The 24,205-nt window shown below is 52.7% G+C and carries 22 protein-coding genes; 2 read left to right on the forward strand and 20 right to left on the reverse strand.

The features are described 5' to 3' along the window. Positions 1-348: 348 nt before the first annotated feature. The 5 genes from A8990_RS28775 to A8990_RS28795 all read right to left on the reverse strand — a co-directional run bounded on the left by A8990_RS28775 (position 349) and on the right by A8990_RS28795 (position 3,519). On the reverse strand, positions 349-1,134 hold the full coding sequence (locus A8990_RS28775) for an HAD family hydrolase (protein ID WP_116192462.1): 786 nt from the start codon (positions 1,132-1,134) through the stop codon (positions 349-351). Between the two features lie 26 nt (positions 1,135-1,160). Then, entirely contained in the window at positions 1,161-1,679 is a 519-nt protein-coding gene (locus A8990_RS28780) for a hypothetical protein (RefSeq protein ID WP_116192463.1), read from the reverse strand. Between the two features lie 42 nt (positions 1,680-1,721). Further along, positions 1,722-2,708, reverse strand: coding sequence for an aldo/keto reductase (locus tag A8990_RS28785; RefSeq protein ID WP_116192464.1), 987 nt, complete (start codon positions 2,706-2,708; stop codon positions 1,722-1,724). Between the two features lie 34 nt (positions 2,709-2,742). After that, complete coding sequence (locus A8990_RS28790; protein WP_116192465.1) at positions 2,743-2,955, reverse strand: DUF896 domain-containing protein; 213 nt, start codon at positions 2,953-2,955, stop codon at positions 2,743-2,745. Positions 2,956-3,141: 186 nt separating this feature from the next. Next, the gene (locus tag A8990_RS28795; RefSeq protein WP_116192466.1) at positions 3,142-3,519 is read right to left on the reverse strand and encodes a LysM peptidoglycan-binding domain-containing protein; all 378 of its coding nucleotides are present in this window, start codon (positions 3,517-3,519) and stop codon (positions 3,142-3,144) included. Between the two features lie 190 nt (positions 3,520-3,709). Here A8990_RS28795 and lexA point away from each other — a divergent pair, with 190 nt between their 5' ends. Further along, positions 3,710-4,336 carry a transcriptional repressor LexA gene (gene lexA, locus A8990_RS28800; protein ID WP_116192467.1) on the forward strand — a complete coding sequence of 209 codons (627 nt, stop codon included), beginning with the start codon at positions 3,710-3,712 and terminating at the stop codon, positions 4,334-4,336. 76 nt (positions 4,337-4,412) lie between these two features. Here lexA and A8990_RS28805 read toward each other — a convergent pair whose 3' ends face one another. From A8990_RS28805 to mutS, 15 genes are all read right to left on the reverse strand, one after another. Continuing rightward, complete coding sequence (locus A8990_RS28805; protein ID WP_116192468.1) at positions 4,413-4,991, reverse strand: hypothetical protein; 579 nt, start codon at positions 4,989-4,991, stop codon at positions 4,413-4,415. A 147-nt stretch (positions 4,992-5,138) separates the two neighbouring features. Continuing rightward, the gene (gene glnA, locus A8990_RS28810; RefSeq protein ID WP_116192469.1) at positions 5,139-6,467 is read right to left on the reverse strand and encodes a type I glutamate--ammonia ligase; all 1,329 of its coding nucleotides are present in this window, start codon (positions 6,465-6,467) and stop codon (positions 5,139-5,141) included. 64 nt (positions 6,468-6,531) lie between these two features. Next, positions 6,532-6,942: a MerR family transcriptional regulator gene (locus A8990_RS28815; RefSeq protein ID WP_116192470.1), complete on the reverse strand. Its 411-nt coding sequence runs from the start codon at positions 6,940-6,942 to the stop codon at positions 6,532-6,534. Positions 6,943-7,003: 61 nt separating this feature from the next. Continuing rightward, on the reverse strand, positions 7,004-8,290 hold the full coding sequence (locus A8990_RS28820; RefSeq protein ID WP_425463942.1) for a methionine gamma-lyase family protein: 1,287 nt from the start codon (positions 8,288-8,290) through the stop codon (positions 7,004-7,006). 33 nt (positions 8,291-8,323) lie between these two features. Next, the gene (hflX, locus tag A8990_RS28825) at positions 8,324-9,616 is read right to left on the reverse strand and encodes a GTPase HflX (RefSeq protein WP_116192471.1); all 1,293 of its coding nucleotides are present in this window, start codon (positions 9,614-9,616) and stop codon (positions 8,324-8,326) included. Between the two features lie 37 nt (positions 9,617-9,653). Beyond that, the gene (locus tag A8990_RS28830) at positions 9,654-10,643 is read right to left on the reverse strand and encodes an AAA family ATPase (RefSeq protein WP_116192493.1); all 990 of its coding nucleotides are present in this window, start codon (positions 10,641-10,643) and stop codon (positions 9,654-9,656) included. A gap of 117 nt (positions 10,644-10,760) precedes the next feature. Next, positions 10,761-11,441: a YdcF family protein gene (locus A8990_RS28835; protein WP_116192472.1), complete on the reverse strand. Its 681-nt coding sequence runs from the start codon at positions 11,439-11,441 to the stop codon at positions 10,761-10,763. Next, positions 11,438-11,992, reverse strand: a complete 555-nt coding sequence (locus A8990_RS28840; RefSeq protein WP_116192473.1) for a ribonuclease FAU-1 family protein — start codon at positions 11,990-11,992, stop codon at positions 11,438-11,440. Before A8990_RS28840 ends, A8990_RS28835 begins: the two co-directional genes overlap by 4 nt. Before the next feature lie 229 nt (positions 11,993-12,221). Then, positions 12,222-12,965, reverse strand: a complete 744-nt coding sequence (locus A8990_RS28845) for a peptidylprolyl isomerase (protein WP_425463943.1) — start codon at positions 12,963-12,965, stop codon at positions 12,222-12,224. A 30-nt stretch (positions 12,966-12,995) separates the two neighbouring features. Beyond that, positions 12,996-15,671 carry a PBP1A family penicillin-binding protein gene (locus A8990_RS28850; protein ID WP_116192474.1) on the reverse strand — a complete coding sequence of 892 codons (2,676 nt, stop codon included), beginning with the start codon at positions 15,669-15,671 and terminating at the stop codon, positions 12,996-12,998. 213 nt (positions 15,672-15,884) lie between these two features. Continuing rightward, positions 15,885-16,127, reverse strand: coding sequence for an RNA chaperone Hfq (gene hfq, locus A8990_RS28855; RefSeq protein ID WP_116192475.1), 243 nt, complete (start codon positions 16,125-16,127; stop codon positions 15,885-15,887). After that, positions 16,124-17,131, reverse strand: coding sequence for a tRNA (adenosine(37)-N6)-dimethylallyltransferase MiaA (gene miaA, locus A8990_RS28860; protein WP_116192476.1), 1,008 nt, complete (start codon positions 17,129-17,131; stop codon positions 16,124-16,126). The genes hfq and miaA overlap by 4 nt, the downstream gene beginning before the upstream one ends. Then, on the reverse strand, positions 17,128-17,898 hold the full coding sequence (locus A8990_RS28865) for a class I SAM-dependent methyltransferase (RefSeq protein ID WP_116192477.1): 771 nt from the start codon (positions 17,896-17,898) through the stop codon (positions 17,128-17,130). The genes miaA and A8990_RS28865 overlap by 4 nt, the downstream gene beginning before the upstream one ends. Beyond that, the gene (gene mutL / locus A8990_RS28870) at positions 17,895-20,084 is read right to left on the reverse strand and encodes a DNA mismatch repair endonuclease MutL (protein ID WP_116192478.1); all 2,190 of its coding nucleotides are present in this window, start codon (positions 20,082-20,084) and stop codon (positions 17,895-17,897) included. Before mutL ends, A8990_RS28865 begins: the two co-directional genes overlap by 4 nt. Before the next feature lie 14 nt (positions 20,085-20,098). After that, positions 20,099-22,903, reverse strand: coding sequence for a DNA mismatch repair protein MutS (mutS, locus tag A8990_RS28875; protein ID WP_116192479.1), 2,805 nt, complete (start codon positions 22,901-22,903; stop codon positions 20,099-20,101). 219 nt (positions 22,904-23,122) lie between these two features. On the opposite strand from mutS, the gene A8990_RS28880 reads away from it, so the two are divergent. After that, on the forward strand, positions 23,123-24,148 hold the full coding sequence (locus tag A8990_RS28880; protein ID WP_116192480.1) for a glycoside hydrolase family 172 protein: 1,026 nt from the start codon (positions 23,123-23,125) through the stop codon (positions 24,146-24,148). The last annotated feature ends 57 nt before the right edge of the window (positions 24,149-24,205 follow it).

A 24,205-nucleotide genomic window follows, 5' to 3' on the forward strand; every position in this document is an offset into this window, starting at 1 on the left:
CGATGAACCCCCGTCTGATGTTGAAGCACTGATTCGAAGAAACGTTTTGCCGATTCGCCCGATTCGACCAGGGCAGCAGAATACGCGCAAAACACGCTATAAATCATCTGTAAGCTTCGTCTACAGAGTAGCATAAATCGGTTCGAATGAACATTTTTTAAGCGGATTGTCTATCCGCTTGTTTGCTGTACACTTTTTTCAGACTGCACCAAAAAAACAAACGGCACAGGGGTTTCCCTCATGCCATTTTGGATTCCATTTCTATTCTCGGTCAATGTCATTGAGTTAACTTAATGACATTGGCCATGATGGCGGGTCTTCTTTGCATTTGCATGGTAACGGCGGCCATTAAACGAGCAGCGGCAGCAGTTCTTCGAGATGCTTAATTTCATGAGCTGGAATGATTTCGTCCGAACGAGTCATGCTGTGGCGGTTAATCCATACCGATGTCATGCCGATTGTATTGGCGCCAAGAATATCCGTCGTCAACTTGTCGCCAACCATGATGCCGTGCTCCGGCTCGATGCCAAGACGCTCAAGCGCGTGATGGAAGATCTCCGCAGCAGGTTTACCTTTGCCGAATTCGCCAGAGATGATGATGTGGTCAAAATACGGGACAATCGCAGGCACGCCAGCCAGCTTCTCGCGCTGTAAATCAGGCGAACCGTTCGTCAGCAGGAGAAGCTTGTACTTCCCTTTCAGCTGATCGAGTACAGCGAACGTCTCTTCATATACATATGGACGTTTGCGGCGTTCCGCCGGGAATTGCTCTGCAAGCTGCGCGCCAAGCTCAGGATTATCAACGCCAAGCGCCTTCAATCCTTGTGTCCAAGCATCGCGGCGATAACCAGGCGCAAGCTCTTGCAGCATGCGGAATTCCTTCTGCTCGCCTTCAAGGAAGTTCGCCCATAGACCTTCAAACGGGTTAATGCCGATCATCTTCGTGAATGGGAACGTCTCGTACGATTCATAGAGCGCACGCGCTTCGCGGCGAACTGCTTCCTCTAACGCCATCGCATCTACGCCAGTTTGAGCTGCTGCTGCCTCACAGGTTGCGTCGAACGCCTCCTGTACGCTGCGGTCATCCCATAGCAGCGTATCATCTAAATCAAATAGAACTGCTTGCTTCGCCATGCTTCTGCACTCCACTCCGGATTGATTTATTTTTCTGTGAAAGGAATTCCGTGCTGCCCGGCAAAAGAACGCAGGCGCTCTGCCATCGGCTCAGTTGGATAACGATTGATGACACGCGAGAATACCCAGTTGCCGCCCTTGTGCTGCTCGATAACAACGTAACCCTTCTGTACATTAATCGCTTTAATGTTGCTCACGTTGATCGAACGGTCACCTGTAAAACGGCGAGAGCGAACAAAATCTCTGCCTACCGCCAGATACGGACGGCGCAGCGTGAAGAGAAGCGCCAGCACGATATAACAAGCGATCGTCACCCAGAACATCGATCCCGTCTCTTTGAAATTATCCGAAGTTACGGTCACGATAATATAGAACAAAATAAACAGCAATAGGAACGCAGGCATGAGATAGCTGCGGCCCTTATATGTATCGATTGATTCCGTGCTTGATGCCGCTGACATCAGCGGCTTCTGGCCGCGCTTCTTCCGCTGCTTATTAATTTGAGCTTGATTCTTCTGAACTTTACGTTCCCACGATCTTGACAAGGATGTTCCTCCTACAATGCAAATTCTATCGTTAGACTTTCATTACAATGGTCGAGCGAACTTGGCAATAAACCGGTTCGGATATTCGCTTGGCAAAGCGCTAACCTCATCAAGCTGCTTCCAGATCGACTCCGGCATCGTCCAACCGATCGCACCCATATTCTCTTCATACTGGGCAAGTGTACTCGCACCGAAGATCGGTGAAGTAATGCCTTCCCGCCGAAGCAGCCATGCCAGTGCGACCTGTGCCGGCGTTTTCTCCAGCTCTTGTGCAGCTTGCTTGACAGCCTCAAGCACCGCGAAGTTGTTCAGAGTGGAGCGAATCGCCCAAGAGCTCTCTCCTGCTTTCGCTGTAAGGCGTCCGCTGGTCGGTTCCTCAGTCGAATAACGGCCTGTCAGGAAGCCGCCACCTAGTGGCGCCCACGGAATAATACCAACATTCTCTTCGAGGCAGAGCGAGATCATCTCGCGATCCATCTCGCGGCTGACCAAGCTATATTGCGGTTGAATGGAGATAAAACGAACATAGCGGTTCCAATCACTTACCGCAAGCGACTTCATCAACTGCCAAGCGAAGAAGTTCGAACAACCGATATAACGAACCTTACCTGATGTAACTAGATCATCAAGCGCGCGAAGAGTCTCCTCAATCGGTGTTGCATGATCCCAAACGTGGACCTGATAGAGATCAATATAGTCCGTATCAAGCCGCTTCAAGCTCGCTTCGACAGCATCCATAATATGCTTGCGCGAAACGCCTACGCCGTTTGGATTCGTCGAGGTTGCGAATCTGACCTTCGTCGCCAGCGCCACATCCGAGCGGCGGTCCTTGATCGCTCGTCCGACAATTTCCTCTGAACGTCCGCCTACATAAACATTGGCCGTATCCAGGAAATTACCGCCTTGCTCGAAGAACCGGTGCATCATCTCGATGGAATCTGTCTCGCTGGTTGTATTGCCGAACGTCATCGTTCCCAAACAAAGCTCGGAAACAGCGAGTCCGCTTCTGCCAAGTAACCGGTATTCCATGCTCGTCCCCTCCTACATGATGAATCTGGTTTCATTAATGCTTAGTCGTCGATCCCCCGCCGCCGTTCTCTTCATCCTCAACCCACTTGATGTTATCAAGCTCATTGCGGAAATTGCGTTTGAAGTTGTCCAAATACTGACGGCGAAGCTCGTCTCGTTCTACAAGCTCCTCCGGCGTCAAACCGACGGATTTATTTTTACGAGAAAGCTCGTTAATGCGGGCAATGACTTTGTCTATAGCGTTCATATCTACTGCACTCCTTCCCTGCCTGAGGTCAACATGTCATCCTTTACTTTGACATTAATAAGGAGCCATTGTCAAGGCAACTGCGGCACACGAAGCGAGTTACGAGAAAGAGATAGAAGAAGCCTGAGCGTTCCCACGCTCAGGCTTAATTGTCTCCATCTACTATTCAGATCTATTAGGTGGTTATTATCCAACCGGAACAATTAACGACTGTCCGGCTTGCAGCGTTCCGTTCGATAAGTTGTTCCGCTTCTTCAAGCTGTATACGACTTCCCGGATATCTTGCCCATCCTTGCGAACACGGCCAGCAATATCCCACAGTGTGTCGCCTGCACCGATGACTACAACTTGCTCCAGAGCAGTCGGTGAAGCTGGATGTTCACTTCCAGCGTAGCTGGTCATCAGCGTTAGTCCAGTGAACAGAAGTACGAACAGCAGCACTGCCGCAGCTAGCCTTACTAGAAGACGTTGCTTGCTAGATGCGTTCCATTCACGCTTCGTCGCCTGATTGTTTCTAGTGTTTCCTTTATAAGTAGTTGAGTAAGAAGATATCGTTGTCATCATTCCCCAGCACCCCAAACGTTTGTTCTGTTATCGTTGAACTTAGAATAACACGAACGTTTGTTTGTGGTCAAGCGTTTTTGGAACGTTTGTTCGTAAAAATACGCGAACTTGTGTTTTCAAGAACTTATGTTTGTACGAACTCCGGTTCTGTGCTATAATTTGACACAAATGAAACTTTGGAGTGATTCCGGTGTCGAAACTTTCAAACCGCCAACAGGCGATACTAGAATTCATTAAGACAGAAGTGCGCGAGAAAGGCTATCCGCCTTCTGTACGTGAGATCGGCGAAGCGGTCGGACTTGCTTCCAGCTCTACCGTCCACGGCCACCTGGACCGCCTTGAGAAGAAGGGGCTAATTCGCCGCGACCCGACGAAGCCTCGTGCGATTGAGATTTTGGATGGCGATGACGACAACGATGTGATCCCATTCCCGCTCGCAATTTCCAAAGTACCTGTTATCGGTAAAGTAACTGCAGGCGTACCGATTACTGCAACAGAGAACATCGAAGACTACTTCCCGCTTCCAGCGGACAAGGTCGGCGATGATACGGTCTTCATTCTTAATGTTATCGGTGAAAGCATGATCGAAGCAGGCATTCACAATGGCGACTATGTCATTGTCCGCCAACAGCAAACAGCGAACAACGGCGATATCGTCGTCGCTATGACTGAAGATGACGAAGCAACAGTAAAGACGTTCTATAAGGAGAAGGATCATATCCGCCTTCAACCCGAGAACTCGTCGATGGAGCCAATTCGTCTTCGTAATGTATCCATTCTAGGCAAGGTCATTGGATTGTTCCGCGACATTCATTAATCTCATCATCACGAAGGGCCATCTCAGGTGCTGCTAGCACCTGAGATGGCCCTTTTCTTCTTCCGCTGGCTGTTAGTTAACCTACGATTTCGCGAAATAACAGGCTTTGATACATATACTTACTTCGCTTGTACTTAAAATTCAGCGCTACGCCAGAGAATGCGATTAGAATCCTCTTGAGCGCTGCCGTCTTCACTTTAAGTCGAACTAATCTTCTAAGCCGCTTGATGTTCCGCGCGTTTACCGCTCTTGCAATAGCTGCAGCGTAGACACTCGACGACCGCAGAGCACGATAGAATGGCAGGATAGCTCTGGCGATCATGCGATGAACCGGCGTGGAGAACGTGAACTGCGTTGTTCCCGGTGGTATCGTTAGACCGCAGGAGTACTGAATTATCGGTTCTGGATATTCAAAGTCGAAGAAGTACCCGATCCCGTTCGATGCTAAGCTGCTTAGCTTCACGCTTGGCGCAACGGACTTGAACATTTTATCCAACGTATCCAGGTCTGTACGGCGGACCGCCCTAGACCACCTAAGCGCAAACGTATAATTGCATGCGATCTTCCGGTAGAACGGGATCATAATCCCCGCAACTTTCCGAAGTATCGCGCCAGTCAAACGAAATTGCTCGTCCGTTCCCACTTTCCCGCTCATGAATGCCGCCTTCTCTCTCCTATACCCTCTTGCATGCATAGTATGCGGGACAGAGTTCACCGGTGCAGGAGCACAGAGGCGCAGCATGCCATTCCAATAGAAAAATCCCTTGCCGCTGCAGCGACAAGGGATTCATTCATTGAGATTCTAGTACAATGTTAAGTACTGATCGCGTTCCCACTCGTGAATCTGAGTGCGATACATATCCCACTCGATTTCTTTCAATTCATAGAAGTGAGCGAGTGCGTGATCGCCAAGTGCCTCACAGATAACTTCGCTGCGAAGCAACTCCGTCAACGCTTCCCTCAGGTCGCCAGGCAAACTTGGGATACCTTCGTCGATACGCTCCTCGTCCGTCATCACGTAGATGTTGCGGTCCGTTGGAGCTGGAAGAGCAATCTTGTTCTTGATACCATCAAGGCCTGCTTTCAGCATGACGGCAAGCGCAAGGTACGGATTCGCAGCCGGGTCAGGGTTACGTGCTTCGATACGAGTGCTGAGGCCGCGGGAAGCAGGAATACGGATCATCGGGCTGCGGTTGCTGGCAGACCAAGCCACATAACAAGGTGCTTCGTAACCAGGCACGAGACGCTTGTACGAGTTGACTGTTGGGTTCGTGATCGCTGCGAACGCACGTGCATGGCGCAGAACGCCAGCCATGTAGTAACGAGCAGTTTGGCTCAGGCCAAGCTTGTCGCTCTCATCGTAGAACGCGTTCACGTTGCCGCGGAACAGCGATTGGTGACAGTGCATACCGGAGCCGTTCACGCCGAACAGCGGCTTCGGCATGAATGTCGCATGCAGACCGTGCTGACGTGCAATTGTTTTAACAACAAGCTTGAACGTCTGGATTTGGTCCGCTGCTTTGATCGCATCGGCATATTTGAAGTCGATTTCGTGCTGGCCAGGAGCCACTTCGTGGTGAGACGCTTCGATCTCGAAGCCCATCTCTTCCAGTGTCAGTACGATTTCGCGGCGGCAGTTCTCGCCAAGATCCATCGGAGCAAGGTCGAAGTAACCGCCTTGGTCGTTCAGTTCCGTAGTCGGATTGCCTTTTGCATCGGTTTTGAACAGGAAGAACTCTGGCTCAGGACCAACGTTCATTGCTGTGAAGCCAAGTTCCTCAGCTTCCTTCAGCGCACGCTTCAAAATACCGCGCGGATCACCAGCGAAAGGCGTGCCGTCTGGCATGTATACGTCACAGATCAAACGGGCAATGCGGTCTTCCGCTACCCAAGGGAATACAACCCAAGTATCGAGGTCCGGGTACAGGTACATATCGGACTCTTCAATCCGTACATAACCTTCGATCGACGAACCGTCGAACATCATTTTGTTATCGAGTGCCTTTTCCAGCTGGCTTACCGGAATCTCTACGTTCTTGATCGTTCCAAGCAAGTCGGTGAACTGAAGACGAATAAAGCGGACATTCTGTTCCTTAGCGATACGTCTGATGTCATCTTTGGTGTAGCTCACTGAATCATCTCCTTAAGGCGAATGTTGTTTTTGAAACACTTGTTAAGCTAACAGATCATGATAGTTACTTTTTGTTATAGAAACGGGACAGCTGACCTTGAATCATCGAAGCTTTGCCCGGTCTCTTCTCTAGAAGCTGTTGTTTCAGCAAACGGTGCAGCTGCGCGTCGGACAGCTCGCGGCGCTTCACTTCCGACAGCTCGCTGACGACTGTCGCGTCTTCGGATTCCTTCGAAACAGGGTTCATCACTTGCTTAATGCCTGCAATATTGACGCCCTTCTCAATCAATGATTTGATCTCAAGCAGCCGCTCTACGTCGTTGAACGAGAATAGCCGTTGGTTCCCGCCTGTTCGAGCTGGAACAATCAATTCATGCTGCTCATAATAACGGATTTGCCTAGCGGTCAAGTCGGTCAACTTCATCACGATGCCGATTGGAAAAAGCGCCATATTTCTGCGTATTTCGTCACCCATGTCGCATCAACCTTCCAGTATCTGATATATACTTACATTGTACCCCCATGCCAAAAACGTGTCAAGTTGTGTAAGGTTTAATTACAACTAATTCTCGTTCGGCGAGTACAGTTAAAGCATTCAGAACACCATATTTGACATGGGCATACGTCAATCCTCCCTGCATATACGCGATATACGGCTCACGAATCGGCGCATCCGCAGATAACTCCAAGCTGCCACCTTGCATGAACGTACCTGCCGCCATGATGACAGGATGCTCGTAGCCAGGCATGTCCCACGGCTCAGGCACAACATGCGCATCAACTGCAGAGGCGCGCTGGACGCCTTGGACAAATGCGATCAGCTGCTCCGCGCGATCGAAGCGGATCGCTTGAATCAAGTCAGTCCGCGGCGCATCGTAACGTGGATTGCTCTCGAAGCCGAGCAACTCAAACATCGCGGCTCCGAATACGCTGCCTTTGATCGCTTGTCCAACAAGATGCGGTGCAAGGAACAGGCCTTGGTACATGGAACGAAGCGTGCCAAGGGTAGCGCCTACCTCTCCGCCGATCCCTGGCGCTGTAAGCCGGTATGCCGTCAGATCGACTGCTATCTGCGTACCTGCTACATAACCGCCTGTTGGAGCAATGCCACCACCAGGATTTTTGATTAAGGAACCTGCCATGAGATCAACGCCAACTTCCGTCGGCTCCAGCTCCTCGGTAAACTCGCCATAGCAATTGTCCACGAACACATAGACATCCGGCTTTATTGCTTTTACCCGTTTTACCATGTCTCCAATCTGAGCAACCGTGTACGAAGATCGCCAGTCATAGCCGCGTGAACGTTGAATGCCGATGACCTTCGTGCGTTCGTTGATACTCGACTCTACTGTATCCCAATCGATCGAGCCATCTGCGAGCGGAGCGACTTCTCCGTATCGGATGCCGAAGTCCTGCAGCGAACCTTTGCCATCGCCCGGCTTGCCAATCACTTTATGAAGCGTGTCATAGGGTCTGCCCGTAATGTAAAGCAGCTCATCCCCCGGACGAAGCAAGCCGAACAAAGCGCAGCTAATCGTATGTGTACCTGACACGAAGTGCGGCCGCACAAGAGCGGCCTCAGCGCCGAATACATCCGCGTAGACAAGATCAAGCACTTCTCTACCTGTATCATTGTACCCATAGCCCGTCGATCCATTAAAATGAAAATCACTTACTTTATGCTTCTGAAATGCATCGATTACTTTCCACTGATTGCGCTCAGCGATACCTTCAATTGAACGAAAAACAGGGGCGGCCTGCGTCTCCGCAGCCTCCGCCCACTTGGTTAATTCCAGCCAACTTTCACTTTCATGCTGCCTCACGATAGATGTCTCTCCTCAATAGTTCCTTAAACTTTATACCTGCTCTACGAAGGCTTCCAGCTTATGCCCGTGCACCTCGTAGTCTTGTTTGCTCAGCTGTACTGTCAGCCGCATGTTATCCCCATCAACGGACTGTTCGATCACGTCACCTGTCCGATAGACAAGTGCAATCAAATCACCGCGTTCAGCAGGCAGCAGGAAGGTCTTCGTATCCCCGGTCAACCGATCTTGAATCGTTTGCTTCAAACGAAGCAAATCGTCCTCGTTGTATGCGCTCATGACAAGTGTATCCTGTCCGTTCACCGGAAGGAGCTGAGTGCCATCGTCCTCGCACATATCGATCTTGTTATAGATCATGAGCGTCGTCTTCCCCGAAGCGCCAAGCTCGCTCATAATCCGCTCAACAACGCGGATTTGCTCTTCGCGCATGATGGACGAGCTGTCAATGACATGCAGCACGAGATCCGCTTCGCACACCTCTTCCAGTGTTGCACGGAATGCCGCTACCAAGTCATGCGGCAAGTTCTGAATGAACCCTACCGTATCGGTGAGGATCACTTCTTTGCCGCTCGGAAGCTCCAGCGTCCGAGATGTCGGGTCGAGCGTCGCGAACAATTGGTTCTCGACATAGACGTCTGCTGCAGTCAGCTCGCGAAGCAGCGTTGACTTGCCGGCATTGGTGTAGCCGACCAGCGCAACCTGCTGTACGCCTGACTTGCGTCTGCGTTCGCGATGCAGCGTACGATGGCGCACGACCTCATCGAGAACTTGCTTCAGATCGGAGATTCGATCCCGGATGTGACGGCGGTCGGTCTCGAGCTTCGTCTCACCGGGACCTCTCGTCCCGATACCGCCGCCGAGACGGGAGAGATTCTTGCCATGGCCGGACAACCGTGGCAGCAGGTAACTGAGCTGCGCCAGCTCAACTTGGATAATACCTTCACGCGTCTTCGCGCGCTGGGCGAAAATATCAAGAATAAGCTGCGTCCGATCGATAATCTTCAGATCGAGTGCCTCTTCCAGGTTGCGCACCTGCGCACCGGAGAGCTCTTGATCGAAGATCGCCGTCGTAGCGCCGAGCTCCTCGGCTACCGCGCGCAGCTCCTCTACTTTTCCTTTGCCGATAAACCATTTGGTATCGACAGATTCTTTATTCTGTGTCAGCGTCGATAACACTTCTACGCCGGCCGTTTCAGCCAAGCTGACAAGCTCTTGTAACGAATGCTCAGGATCGCCGGAGCCTCGCTTAATATCTGGCGTAACCAGACTGACGAGCACCGCCCGATCCTGCAATTCTCTATCTGTTTCGTACGTACCTTGCCGCATCTAGTTCATGCAACTCCTTCTATACCTAACATGCTGCTTATTTATCCCATTTCAAATCTTCCGGACGAACCGACATCAGCTCCTGCTTTCCTGGGGAGCCGGTCGGATATTGAGTCATTAGGCGAACAGCCTGATGCCGGAACGCCTTCTCAATAATATTGCGTACATACCGCGCGTTGCTGAAGGCAAACATCGACATCGCCTTCTCCTGCATGAGATGCTGTCTCAGCTTGAATACGGTCTGCGGCATAAGCGTATAGTCACGATCCTTCGACATGAGCTCAGCAATCTGAATAAGCTGGTCAATCGAATAGTCGGGAAAATCAATCTGGATCGGGAAACGCGACGGCAAGCCCGGGTTGGTCAGCAAGAAGTTCTCGATCTCGAGCGGATAACCGGCCAAGATGAGGACGAATTGGTTCCGATAATCCTCCATCGCCTTCACAAGGGTATCAATCGCTTCCTTGCCGAAATCCTTCTCCCCGCCTCTAGCCAAACTGTATGCTTCGTCCACAAACAAAACACCGCCGAGCGCTTTGCGTACGAGATCACGCGTCTTCTGCGCGGTATGTCCGATATATTCGCCAACCAGATCGGCACGTTCGACCTCGATCATATGGCCCTTCGAAAGAACGCCCATCTTGTTAAACAGTTTGGCTACAATCCGCGCAATTGACGTTTTACCGGTCCCCGGATTGCCTGTAAAAATCATATGGTACACATGCGAGCCGCCTGATAGTCCAGCATCAGAACGCATCCGGCTAATCTGCAGCAGCGCATAAATCTCATAAATTAGCAGCTTTACATTGTCCAAACCGACCATCGGATCAAGCTCCCGCTGGATTTCGAGGTATGGATCATTCGCGGACAGCGGTCTTGCCGCAGCGATTGGCTCACTCTCCAGCGCTTGCGCCGAGCTGCTCGTCGATGCAGATGCATAAGATTCACTGCTGCGAAGCACCACATTAATCTGCCGCGAAGGTCTGCCGCTGCCGCCTCCTCCTGTTGATACGACTCGATCGTCCATTTGCTTCATCACCTATCCTTCGCTGGATCATCGGCATCAGCTGCACGTATAATCCATTGTATTCTAGTGATTTCAGCCATATTAACAGTTTTCGAAGCCAGTCTTACAGGATGAGAATTAGAACGAATTCGGCAGCTGAACGCCCATTCGCAGGAGCAGTTCATCGAGCTTCCATTTGGTAAAAGCAAGCACTTCGCGCGACTGATTAAACGCCGCCGACAGAACTTGCGATTTAAATCCAACTGTCAGCGTATCGCTCGGATAACCCAGGTATTGCGCAATGTCCGCCGCTCTAGGCGAATGAAAGTCATGCGTCACAATGAGCAGATGCTTCCATCCCCGCTTATATGCGAGCGGCTTGCTGAACAGCAGGTTCTCGTATGTACTGCGCGAATCTTCCTCCAGCACCATCGCTTCCACTGGAACGCCCTTGGCCTTCAAGTAGTCGCGCATGCCTTCCGCTTCTGATAATGTAGAGCCGTTATGATCATGTCCACCGGACAAAATAAAATGCTCGACCTTCCCCTGCTTGTACAACTCAAAACCGTGTTCAAGCCGCTCTCTCAGCCCAGGGCTCGGCTTGTCAGACCATAATGCCGCTCCAAGAATGATCGCCGCGTCCGCTTGCGGAATCTCCTTCGGAGCTTGGTAGCTGTTGATGACATAGAGCAGATAAGCACACCAGAATACACCGATTGCGATAGCGTAAGCGCAAATCCGCAGCAGGAACCGAATGGACCGGAACCGGCTGCGGACACCGCGCTTCTTAGGCTTCTTCGTAGCTGGAGCTGGTTTCATGATTCGCTAAGTTCTCCATTCTGAGCAAGCGCCTTGCGATGCTTGAGACTAAGGGTGAAGTACCGGAACCTTCCGTTGCGTATCGTGGACAGCAGTCTTCCCGCCGTCTTGCGTGCGAGCGCAGCGTCCTTGTTCGTTACGGTCCCTTGGCTTACCGCTTCCTCAAGCTCATCTTCATCCAGCAGGAACACTTCCCCGGTTGGCAGTACAACGACATCCAAGTACAAATCGTCAAACCACGGGACTTGCTGGTCTGTCAGACCTTGCGTCTTGCAGATATCGATATACCATTGAACGACCCGGTTTTTATCATCAAACATCGTCGTCACTACAAAATGTTCACCGCGCGGGAAATGCTGCATCCATAAATATCCGCGGTCAGCGAGGCATAATCTGCGCCCGTTGTATTCTTTCCAAAGCGGTTCGCGCAATTCATGAATGCGGTAGAACGTCACCAGCCCTCTAAACTCGTCTGCGTCCATCGCAAGGCACGTATAGCTTCTTCGCAAGATGCGGCGCCAATTGGCTCGGTCAGAAAATTTTCGTTTCATACGGAACGACCTTTCCGTTAGGATCGCGCCGAAGTCTCAGCGCGGAAGGACACCTGCAGCCTGACACCGATGTCAGAACGCTGCAGAAGGGTAGATTTCCCTTATTAAAAAAAGCTTACCACATCTTAACGTCCATATTCCAGCGCGCCGGGAAAATAAACCAAGCCCTGCTTGTACCAAGATGCAAAAAGGAGAGCAGCAACAGCTGCTCCCCTCTTCATACTCATCTTTATTTCTCCGAAATGGCAATCGACTCGATATGAACATCCTTTGTCGGCTTGCTGTCTTGCTGCTCGCCGTTGCCTGGTCCAACCGGAGTTGCTGCAATTGCTTTTACAACATCCATCCCTTTGGACACTTTACCGAAAATCGTGTAGTTTGGCATGCTATTCAGGAATTTCGCATCCGGCCCGGTGCAAATGAAGAATTGGCTGCCGCCGCTTCCCGGCTGACCTGTGTTCGCCATCGCAATCGTGCCATCCTCGTACTTGTGGCCGTTATTGAGTTCGTCCGGAATCGTGTAGCCAGGACCGCCAGACCCTGTACCAGTCGGGTCGCCGCCTTGGATCATGAAGCTTTGAATAATCCGGTGGAACTTTACGCCTTCGTAATACTTTTCCTTCGATAGGAAAACGAAATTGTTCACCGTTTTCGGCGCATCCTTGGCATACAGGTCGATCGTGAATTCGCCTTTGTTCGTCTTCACAACAGCGCTGTAAGCCTTCGCTGTGTCGATGGACATCTTCGGCATTTCTTTCCACGACTTCTGTCCTGTCTGTCCTGCATTCGTCGAGCCGCCTGACGTTGCGTTTCCTGTGCCGTTGCTGGATGTGTTGTCTGCCGGGTCGTTCGTCGTATCCGTAACCGTTCCTTGGTTGTTCTGAGCCGCATTGTTATCCGATTTGTTGCCGCATCCAGCTACCACGATAAGCATAGCTGACAAAATGAGTACTAGCGCAGTTCGGTTCATCATGTTCGGTAATTCCTCCAAAAGTTGCTTAAATTATGGGTTTGTCGTCGTTGGATTCGTTGCATTGCCTTGCGGATCCGGCTGACCATTTACGGGAACCGAACCGTCTCCGGCAGGCGGAGTTTGAGTCCCGCCTGTACCATTATTGGTGCCGCCAGTGCCGCCAGTGCCGCCAGTGCCGCCAGTATCGCCGGTACCACCGCCACCGCCGGCTCCTGGATCAGTCGTTTGACCGCCATCGTTCGGTGTCCCCGTGCCGCCGTTACCCGGCGTCTGGCCATTGTTCCCGCCTGAACCCGGTTCTGCAGTGCCGTTGCCAGGCGTTTCTGTTCCGCCATTGCCTGGTGTCTCGGTACCGTTACCCGGACCCCCATTGCCTGGCAGCGTGCCTTCGTTACCCTGATTGCCCTCGTTGCCATTGCCCGGCGTTTCTTCCGCAGGAGGCGTAATTTCCACCTCAGGAATATCAACCTTAATCGTCTCAGAAGGCGTGCCTTCCATCTCCTTCTGCGGATCATAAGCCGTGACATAGTACTGGTAGCTCATGCCTGGCATTACGCTCATATCGTCAACACCAGTTGCATCAAGCGCATCCATCAGCTTCGTGAATGCCGCCTCGTTTGCTTCCTTACGATATAGACGATACGTCATGCCTGTTCCTTCAACTGGCGCCCATGACAGCTTCACTACCGCGCCTTGCTCGTCGTAGACGGCGTTGAAATTCGCAATGCCAACCGGCGGCTTCTCTTCTTGAACGTTAGAAGGCTTCGTGAAGCTGCCTTTCGGCACGCCTTTAATCGCATCTTTCATAACTTTACCGAACAGCGCCGCAGCTTGGGAGCTGCTCTTCTTGATCATATGATCCTTGTCTGTATGATCGTAGCCCATCCAGACAACAGCAGTCCATTCCGGCGAATAACCGGCGAACCAGGCATCACGATTATAGCCGTTTTTCAAGCCTGGAATACCGTTCTGCGTCGTACCCGTCTTACCTGCAACAGGGCGGTCGATACGTGCATTGACGCCTGTGCCGCCTTTTTCAAGAACGCCTTGCATCATGTCCGTCATATAATAGGCTGTCTCCGGCTTCATGAGCTGCTCTGATTTCGGCTCACTGTATTCGTACAGCGAATCGCCTTCCTTGTCGGTAATTTTGATCAAGGAGTGCGGATCTACGGATTTGCCTTCGTTTGCAAAAGCGCTGTACGCGGTTGCCATCTGAAGCGGCGTTACGCCGTTCGTCAAGCCGCCAAGTCCAATCGCCAAGTTGCGGTCTTGCGCGCTGTCGAGCTCGAAGCCCATTTTGTCCGCAAATTTCAGCCCTGTCTTCACGCCCATCTCATTGAGAAGCCATACCGCGGATGCGTTACGCGACTCTTTGAGCGATTGGCGCATGCTGACAGGTCCAATATATTTGACCTTGTTAGAGTCTGTCGGACAATAATCGCCGTAACAAGCCTTCGTATCCTGCAAGATCGACCATGGATACCAGTCGCCTGAATCAATGGCCGGTCCGTACACCGTAATCGGTTTGAAAGAAGAACCCGGCTGACGCGGCACGAGAACGCGGTTCAGACCTTTCTTCACATAGTCGCGTCCGCCGATGATGCCTTGAATTTCCCCGTTTCGGTGATCGAGAATGATCATAGCGGCTTGTTCCTTCTGATCATCGACGCTCTGCTCGAAGTTGGAGTCATCCTCAAACTCCCGCTCCATCGCGGATTGAGCTTGCGTATTCAGTGTCGTATAGATGTTATAGCCGCCAGTGCGAAGCTGCTCTTCTGTCAGTCCGCTTACTTGCTCCGCTTCGTTCACGACGAAATCTACAAACGACAGATACGAATCGCCGGATGATTTCTGATGTTCAACCGGTACATATTTAACCGCCTTAGCCTTATCCATCTGTTCCTTCGTGATGTAGCCTTGATCGAACATCAGCTGCAGCACGACGCTGCGGCGCTCCATCGAATTATCTGGATTGCTGATCGGATTGTAGGTTCCCGGCGCTTTCGGAATGCCCGCCAGCGTCGCCATTTGCCAAAGCTCCAGATCCTTCAGATCCTTGTCAAAATAATACCTCGCTGCCGTTTTGATCCCATAGACGCCTTTCCCGAAGTAAATCCGGTTCAGGTACATCGTGATGATTTCGTCCTTCGTCTTCTTATGCTCGAGCGCTACGGCGATCGAGGCTTCCGTCGCTTTACGGAAGAACGTTTTGTCCTGGGACAGGAACAAGTTCTTCGCCAGCTGCTGGGTAATCGTACTGCCGCCTTCAACAGCGCTGCGCGCCACGACGTCCTTCACTATGGCACGGCCGATCGACCAAAGATCAATACCGGAATGCTCCTCGAACCGCCGGTCCTCTGTCGCAATAACCGCGTCGCGCATCAGCTCCGGAATATCGGCGAACTCCACCGTTTCGCGGTTGCCGCCTGCGACGACGAGCTTCGTAACTTCCTTGCCTTTGGCATCGTAGATCGTGGACGCTTCCGGCAGTACGAATTTATCTTGGTTTTCGGCGAGAATGCGTTCACCGTTCAGAATAATTAACAAGTACCCGATAATGCCGCAGACGACTGCAATTGCGCCTGTGAAGAACAACCAGATCGCCGCCTTGCGCCGATTAATGCGCTTCTTGCCTTTCTTGCCGGGTTTCCCCGACTTCTCTTTTTCCGCCTTACTGCTCCTGCTGCGTGGTCCTTCAGTCATCTGTAAGGTCCCCTCCAGTCCTTCGCGAGATTGCCTCTCTCTCTATTTATACCCTATATGTGTAAACGGCAACGGTTCTGTTTGAAACGGATCAAGCCCTAACCGTAACAAAAAGAACAACCCCGCGTGAGCGCAAGGGTTGCTCTTTCTTGCCGCTATCCAATTAAACGTAACATGCTTTGAAAAGGTTTCAAAACCTGAAACTCGGCGTGCTTAGCTTTCGTTGTTGTCTTGAATTTGCATTAGAGAAACATTGCGTTGCGGGGTAAAGGTCGAGATGGCATGCTTGTACACCATTTGCTGACGTCCTTCGCTGTCAATGACGATCGTGAAGTTGTCAAAAGCCTTGATGACACCGCGAATTTGGAAGCCATTCGTCAGGTAAACAGTTACCGGCACGCTGTCTTTGCGGAGTTGATTCAGAAATGTATCCTGAATATTGATTGATTTGTTCATTGTATTTTACCCCCATCGTTAAAAGGTTGGTTAAAAGTATATTCAAGATTCATCCTAAACTTTCCTGCTAGTATAGCATGAATCAAGTTCAAATTCTTGTTAAAGTTTTCCGAACTGTCGATCCAGTGAATATCCTTCATATGCCGGAACCACGACAGCTGCCTCTTGGCGAATCTGCGCGTATCCCGTTTGAGCATCTCGACGGCTTCCTCTAATGTGAGATGACCTTCCAAATAAAGCACGATTTCTTTATAACCAAGGCCGTGCATGGAGACGGCATTCGATGGGACTCCCTTTGCAAGCAGTCCGCGCACCTCTTCGACGAGTCCCTCCTCCATCATGGCATCAACGCGCTGATTGATTCGTTCATAGAGAACAGCACGGTCCATCGTGAGTCCAATGATACACAATTCGAAAGGAGATTCTTTTTTCTGTCCCTCTAACTGCTCGGATACAGTACCGCCTGTCAAATGATACACTTCGAGCGCGCGAATAACACGACGTTGGTCGTTCGGGTGGAGCCGCTCAGCGGCGATTGGATCGACCGCGCGAAGACGGTCATGGAGCGCTTCGGCACCTTGAGCAAGCGCGAACAGGCGCATCTCCTCGCGGAACGCTTCGTCCCCTCCTGCATCGGCAAAATCGTAGCCGAACGCGACCGATTCGACGTAAAGTCCGGTGCCGCCAACGATAAATGGCAGCTTTCCCCGGCTCGTAATGTCCGGAATGAGCGCGGCGCAGCGCTCTTGAAATTCCGCGACGGAGAACGGATGGTCCGGCTCGCAAATATCAATCAGATGGTGGGGAATGCCTTCCTGCTCCTCCGGTTTGATTTTGGCCGTACCAATGTCCATTCCTTTGTACACTTGAATGGAATCGCCGGAAATGATTTCGGCGTTCCATGCTTTCGCGATATCAAGACTCATTCTCGTTTTGCCGACCGCGGTCGGGCCGATGAGCACGAGCAGTTTCGGTTTGCCGCTCTCGTTCGTTGCTGAGCTCATGTTGGCAGGATCACTCCGTAAGCAATTTTATTAATATGTCGGCGTTCGAAGCCGAGCCGCTTGAATTCTTCGCTTGCTGCATTTTCCTTGAGCACGACCACTTTGCGGGCGGCACGGACCGCTTGTCTCACCGACTCTTCGCTTAGTGCCGCATTGTTCGCAAGTCCTCGCAAAGGCTGGATGGCGGATGAATCGTGCATCGGCTTGCGGAACATCGGGTCGAAATAGACGATATCGACGCTCTTGTCGGGCAGCTGCTTCAGATATTCGAGATGGTTCGTATTGCGCATCTGGATTCGGCGCAGCGCCTCATTCACATCTGCGTGCTCCGTATGATAGGATTGCAGCCCTTCTCGCACGACGGTGTAGAGAATCGGCTCGCTCTCTATTGCCGTGACTGTGCCAACAGGTCCAACCGCATAAGAGAACACGATCGAATCCGATCCAAGGCCAGCCGTACAATCAACGACGGCATCGCCAGGCTCGCAGCCAGTCAGCGTAATGAGCGGGTCGTGCTCGCCTTTGCGCATTCGCTTGACTCGAACATAAGCCATACTGGGATGAAAATACAGCGCCTCCTCCGATTCCTCATAATAGCGCAAGCCCCTCTCATCTGCAACAAGGAGGCAATTGTCCCCATATTTCTCGCGCAGCAGCGTTAGCGAGTCCTGCTTGCGCGGAACGAGTCTTCCGCCTAGCTCGCTTGCAATCCGCTGTGCGTAAACAAGCTGGTCTTGCGATGGTTTATGCGGGGTGGTGACGATCATGACATTACCCTCTTAAACATTTTTTCCAGCTGATACGTCGTCATATGAACGACGATCGGTCTGCCATGCGGGCAGGTGTAAGGCTGGATGCAAGCGGCTAACCGCTTCAGCAGCCCTTCCCCCTCTTCGCGCGTCAGCCTGTCGTTCGCTTTGATCGACGCTTTGCAGGAGCACATGATGGCCGACTTCTCGCGCATCTTGCCGATATCGACCGCTCCGCGCTCCGCGATGAGCCATTCCGCCATTTCTTCGATGACGTTATGCTCTTCGCCTGCCGGCAGCCATTCCGGATAAGACCGAACGAGGAAGGTATGCGCGCCGAACGGTTCGAGCTCGACGCCTGCTTCGACCAAATGATGCAGCTTGCCCTTCAGCGCATTCGCTTCCGCCGCCGTGAACTCAAGCGTAAGCGGCACGAGAAGCTGCTGGCTTGCCTGCTCCGGTCTGCTGAACTTGTCAAAATAGTACTCGTAATTGATTCGTTCATGCGCAGCGTGCTGGTCAATAAGGAAAAGCCCTTCCTCGTTCTGCGCAATAATGTATGTGCCATGCAGCTGACCGATCCAGTACAGCTCCGGGAACACCGGGGCTGCTCCTCGGTCGTTCATTGGCGAAGCAGGTTCGCTGCGCTCTGTTGAGTAGGCTGGCACGCTGGCAGCTTCGCGTGCGACAGTGTCTTCGCGCGGTGCGCTTGGCGGCGGCGCGTAAAGACGTTCTGTCGCGTCCCGCGGCACTTGGCGATGGGCTATAGCTTGCGACTGCCAGTCGTTCGCCGAGCCGCGGCTGCTAGCAGCCGAGTTGCCGATAGTGTATGACGAGCTGCTGCCGCTGCTGGGACGTGCAGGCTCAGCTGTCGGCGTTGGCGTTGGCGAGTAAGAGCTGGATGGACGCTGCGCAGCGCCGAAATCGGTGCGAGGCGCAGCGGCATCCGGCTTGTCCGCGGCGAAGGATCGCTCAGCAGCTTGGAGCGCTGCGGCGATCTCTTGCGCCGAGGCGGTTGCGGCCGGGCGCGGTGCAGACTGCACCTGCGTTTGTGGCGCGGATGGCGCTGTTTGCGCGGTTGCCGCGGATGCAGGCGTCTCCTCCAAGCCGGCGCCGCTGGCGCCGAAGCTCGGCTCAGGCTGATGGAACGAGATCCGGTCCTGGATATAGACCGGCTTCGAACGATCTGTCGGCTGAGCGGGACCCGGGATGTGGCGCTGCTTGCCGAGAGCTCGTTTCACCGCGTCCTCGATAAACTCGCGCAGCTCCGCTTCCTTGCTGAAACGGACTTCCATCTTGGATGGATGAACGTTCACGTCAAGCAAGCTCGGGTGCATGCCCAGCTCCAGCACGACGAGCGGAAACCGATTGATCGGCAGCAGCGTATGGTACGCCTGCATGATCGCTTGGTTGATGATGAAGCTCTTAATATAGCGGCCATTCACAACGATGGTGATGCCGTTACGATTCGAGCGCGTCTGCTCCGGCTTCGAGATATAGCCGCGCAGCTCATAATCCGGATGCTCGCCTTCGATCGGGAGCATCGCCTTCGCGGTTGCCGTGCCGTAAATGGCGGCAAAAGCTTGCAGCCGATCGCCGCTGCCAAGCGTGCGCAGCAGCAAGCTGCCGTTATGCTTCAGCGTAAATGCAATACCCGGATGGGCAAGCGCCAGCCGATTGACGTAATCGGCAATGTGCCCGATCTCCGTCTGGATCGTCTTCATATACTTAAGCCTGGCAGGCGTATTATAAAACAGCTCGCGGACGCTAATATCTGTTCCTTGCGGCGCGTTCGTCTCCTCATTGGTCGTGATCGTGCCGCCTTCGATGACAAGCTTGCGTCCAAGTCCCGAATTATCGGGCGACGATACGCATTCCACACGCGCAACCGCCGCGATGGATGGCAATGCTTCGCCTCGGAAACCGAGACTGGCGATGCGGAATAGATCTTTGCTGGACGAGAGCTTGCTCGTCGCGTGACGGTAGAACGCCGTCTCGATATCGTCCCCTTCGATGCCGGAGCCGTTATCCGTGACACGTACGAGAGCTAGCCCACCGTCTTCTATGACGATATCGATCGTCGTGCTGCCGGCATCGACGGCGTTCTCGACGAGCTCCTTCACTACCGATGACGGCCGCTCCACAACTTCGCCGGCGGCGATCTGGTTGGCAAGCTGCTCGTCCAATATGCGGATTTTGCTCATCTGAGCAGCACCTCCTACTTGTCGTCGTGAAGCTTCAATTTCATATCGTTCAGCCATTGCATCGCTTGCATTGGCGTCATATTAAACAGATCGAGCTTGCGCAGCTGTTCTGCTACTTGCTCTGCACGGGAGTTTCCCTTGCGGCCTTTACCCGAGTCAACAACCACAGGTTCCTCAAAGATCGAGAGCTGAATGACACCGCCCGCGTGGGACTCAAGCGATTCGTCCCTTTGTGGCTCCTCAACTACCGGCTCAACTACCGATTCCGCTACTAATGCAGCTATCGGCTGCACCTGCTCCAGCGCTGGCGCAGCGTACTGCGCAGCCGACTCAGCGACCTGCTGCGAGTGCGAATCCGAGAGATGCTGTGGCTTATGCGGCGGCTGCACTTGCGGCGACTTCCACGCAACCGCCGCTGCATCCTCCTGCACCGTATGCAGCTCTAGCAGCGAATACGCGCGCTCGATGATGCTGCCAGGCAAGCCGGCGAGCTGCGCACAATAAATCCCGTAGCTGCTTCCTGCCGCTCCAGGGACGAGCTTCCGCAGAAACGTGACGTTGTCGCCCGTTTCCTGCACCGCCATACAAGCATTCGCGAGATGCGGCAGCGTTTCGCTCAAGTGAGCCAGCTCATGGAAGTGCGTCGACACGAGCGCCTTACAGCCAACCTCGTGATGAACGAACTCAATGACCGCTTGCGCGATCGCCATCCCTTCGCCCGTTGAAGTGCCTCGGCCCAGCTCGTCGATGATCACCAAGCTTTGCTCCGTTGCTTTTTCCGTCATGATCTGGATATCTTTCATCTCCACCATGAACGTGCTCTGTCCGCCGATAAGGTCATCCGCCGCGCCAATCCGTGTGAAAATCCGGTCAATCAGCGGCACTTCCGCATGCTTCGCAGGGACAAAGCAGCCAATTTGCGCCATGATGCTAATCAAAGCAACTTGACGCATGTACGTACTCTTACCCGCCATGTTCGGACCGGTAATGAGCAGCATCGATGCTTGTCCTTCTTCCTTAACAAGCGTCGTGTCATTCGCGATGAATGCAGAGCCCTCCATAACGGCTTCAACAACCGGATGGCGCCCTTCACGCACGACAAAGTTGAATTCGTCGGACACGTTCGGCTTCACATAACGCTGCTCGCCGCTGACCGTTGCTAGCGACTGATAAACGTCCAATGCCGCAATAACTTCTGCGAGCTTCTGCAGACGGTGCAGATGCGCAGTCAAGTGATCACGAAGCTCGACGAACTTGGCATACTCGAGTTCGACCATTTTGTCCTCAGCTTCGAGAATGAGCGTCTCTTTCTCTTTCAGCTCTGGCGTCACATAGCGCTCCGCATTCGTCAACGTTTGCTTCCGCTCATAGCGGCCTTCAGGCAGCATGCCGATATTTGCCTTCGACACTTCCAAGTAGTAGCCGAACACTTTGTTGTAGCCAATCTTCAGCGACTTGATGCCCGTCGCCTCACGCTCGCGCCGCTCCAGCTCAGCGAGCCACTTCTTCCCATTGACACTCGCTTCGCGCAGCTCGTCCAGATAGTTGTCGTAACCGGCGCGTATAAGTCCGCCTTCCCTCACAGAAACCGGCGGCTCTTCGACGATGACGGTCTCAATCATCTGCGCGAGATCCGCACAATCATCAATGCCGTCCACGAGCTTGCGCAGCGTGACAGAATCGGAGTCCCCACACAATGCCGTTAGCGCCGGCACATGCTGCAGCGATGTCTTCAACGCGTTCAAGTCGCGTCCGTTCGCACTGCCATAGGCAACCCGACCGACCAAGCGCTCAAGGTCATAGATTTCATTCAGCTCATGACGAAGCTCATCACGCAAAATAAAACTGTGATAAAGCTTGTCCACTGCCTCCAGCCGCTCATCAATCGCAGCCTTGGACAGCAGCGGCTTATCAATCCAGCGGCGCAAGAGCCGTGCCCCCATAGAGGTGCGCGTACGGTCCAGCAGCCATAGAAGCGAGCCCTTCTTATTGCGGTCCCGCACCGTTTCTGTCAGCTCAAGATTCCGTCTCGTGAACGGGTCGAGAATCATATATTGATTCGGCTCATAGACCGAGATACGCCGAACGTGGCCAAGCGAACGCTTCTGCGTCTCGTCGAGGTAGCCTGTAAGCAAGCTAACGGCACGATGTCTTGCCGGAGCAAGCGCATCAAGCGCCAGCTGGCTGAACTGCTCCGTCAGTCTCGCTTTGTCCATCGGCATCCGCTCCGTGAACAGGACAGGCCGATTCCATGTCGATGCCATCGGACGAAGCAAATCAATCACCGCCGCATCGCCGACGATTTCAGAAGGGTGATACACATTCACTTCGTCGTAGAGCGATTCCGAACTCGCCGAGAATGAAGTGACGTACAGCTCGCCCGTCGTAAGATCGCAGGCAGCCACGCCAAAGACGCCGTCCAATGCCGAAACAGCGACGATGAAGTTATTGGATTTATCCGCAAGCGACTTCGTTTCCATAACCGTACCAGGAGTAACGACACGGATGATTTCGCGGCGGACGACCCCTTTTGCAGCCGAAGGGTCTTCGACTTGTTCGCAGATCGCGACTTTATAGCCTTTCTCAATTAAACGGGCAATGTAGTTCTCCGCGGAATGATAAGGAACGCCGCACATCGGAATTTTCTTATCGCCGCCGCCTTCGCGGCCCGTGAGGGTAATTTCGAGCTCCCGCGATGCGTTTATCGCATCGTCAAAGAACATTTCATAAAAATCGCCTAAGCGAAAAAAAAGAATCGCGTCCTGCGCGCCCTCTTTAATGCCTAAATATTGTTGAATCATCGGGGTATATGCAGTCATGCCGATCCTCCTATAATAAATGAGCGATAAACAACAGACTTTTATTATAGCAGAAAAGCGGCTTCGCTTGGAGACTAGTAAACCGCAAACGAAACTGTAAATAAACAAAACTTCGTAACGACAACTAAATTTATCTTTTGTTTATTTTGTCGATTTACAATTATTACTTCAAGTTATATAATCTTCTCGGCGTAACCGTTTACATGGAGAAGGAGTGAGATGATCGTGCTGAAAACCACCGCTATTTCCACGCTTCGAAGCGCATCTTCGAAGCAGTTCACCACTTTCGATTCGCTTACGAAGAGCAAGACAAAGCGTATCGAACCAGGCGCGCCTGCGACGACGATAGCAGCAAGCGACAAACCGGGGATGATTACTCGATTGTGGCTGACATTTCCAGGCTGGTTCTGGAGACATTGGGATACAAAGGCAGAGAACGACCCCTCTACCCTGAAGAAGCTTATTCTGCGCATTTATTGGGATGGCGAGCAGCATCCTTCTGTTGAGGCGCCGGTCGGCGATTTCTTCGGCATCGGCCACTGCGAGTTTCGCCATTATGTTTCGCGCTATTTGGGGATGTCCAGCGGGGGCTTTTACAGTTACTTTCCGATGCCCTACAATTCGGTACGCATCGAGCTGGAAAATCTGCATGAGAGCATACCGTGCGACGTTTTCTTTAACGCCAATTACGAGGAGTACGAGGTGCCGCAAGACGGACAGGGACGGTTCCACTGCCTGTTCCAGACGAACCGGCTAGGCGGCTCTGATCCGCTGCCGCTGCTGGACATTCAAGGAAACGGTCACTATGTTGGCTGCTGTTTGTCCATGCAAGGTGAGGAGCTTAACTATTTGTCTTACCTTGAAGCGCCGGAATACATGTATATCGATACGGAGAGCGCGGAGCCGACGATTGTGGGAACAGGCCTGGAGGATTATTTTAACGGAGGCTGGTACTTCCGCGATGGAGAATTCCACAGCGAGCTTCACGGCGTCCCTCTCAAGGACACGCTACGTTCCATGATCAGCATGTACCGGTTCCATGAGCGCGATGCCATCGCATTCAAGGAGAACTTGCGGATCGCGTTCGTTAATCCGTGGGAAGCGCAGCACTTGAAGCCATTCTGGTACGCATCGACAGCTTATTGGTACCAGGACCGCGCAGCAGCTCTGCCGGCGAAGCTGCCGGCCGACAGGCTGATGAGCTTGTACAGAACGCGCGATACCGATCATCAATCCTATCCGTAAGCTAGCGCGCGGAAATAACATGAGCCCGTACCCTCCCGGATACGGGCTGTTCGCACG

This window comes from Paenibacillus taihuensis (assembly GCF_003386535.1).
In the GTDB taxonomy this organism is placed as follows: domain Bacteria; phylum Bacillota; class Bacilli; order Paenibacillales; family Paenibacillaceae; genus Paenibacillus_Z; species Paenibacillus_Z taihuensis.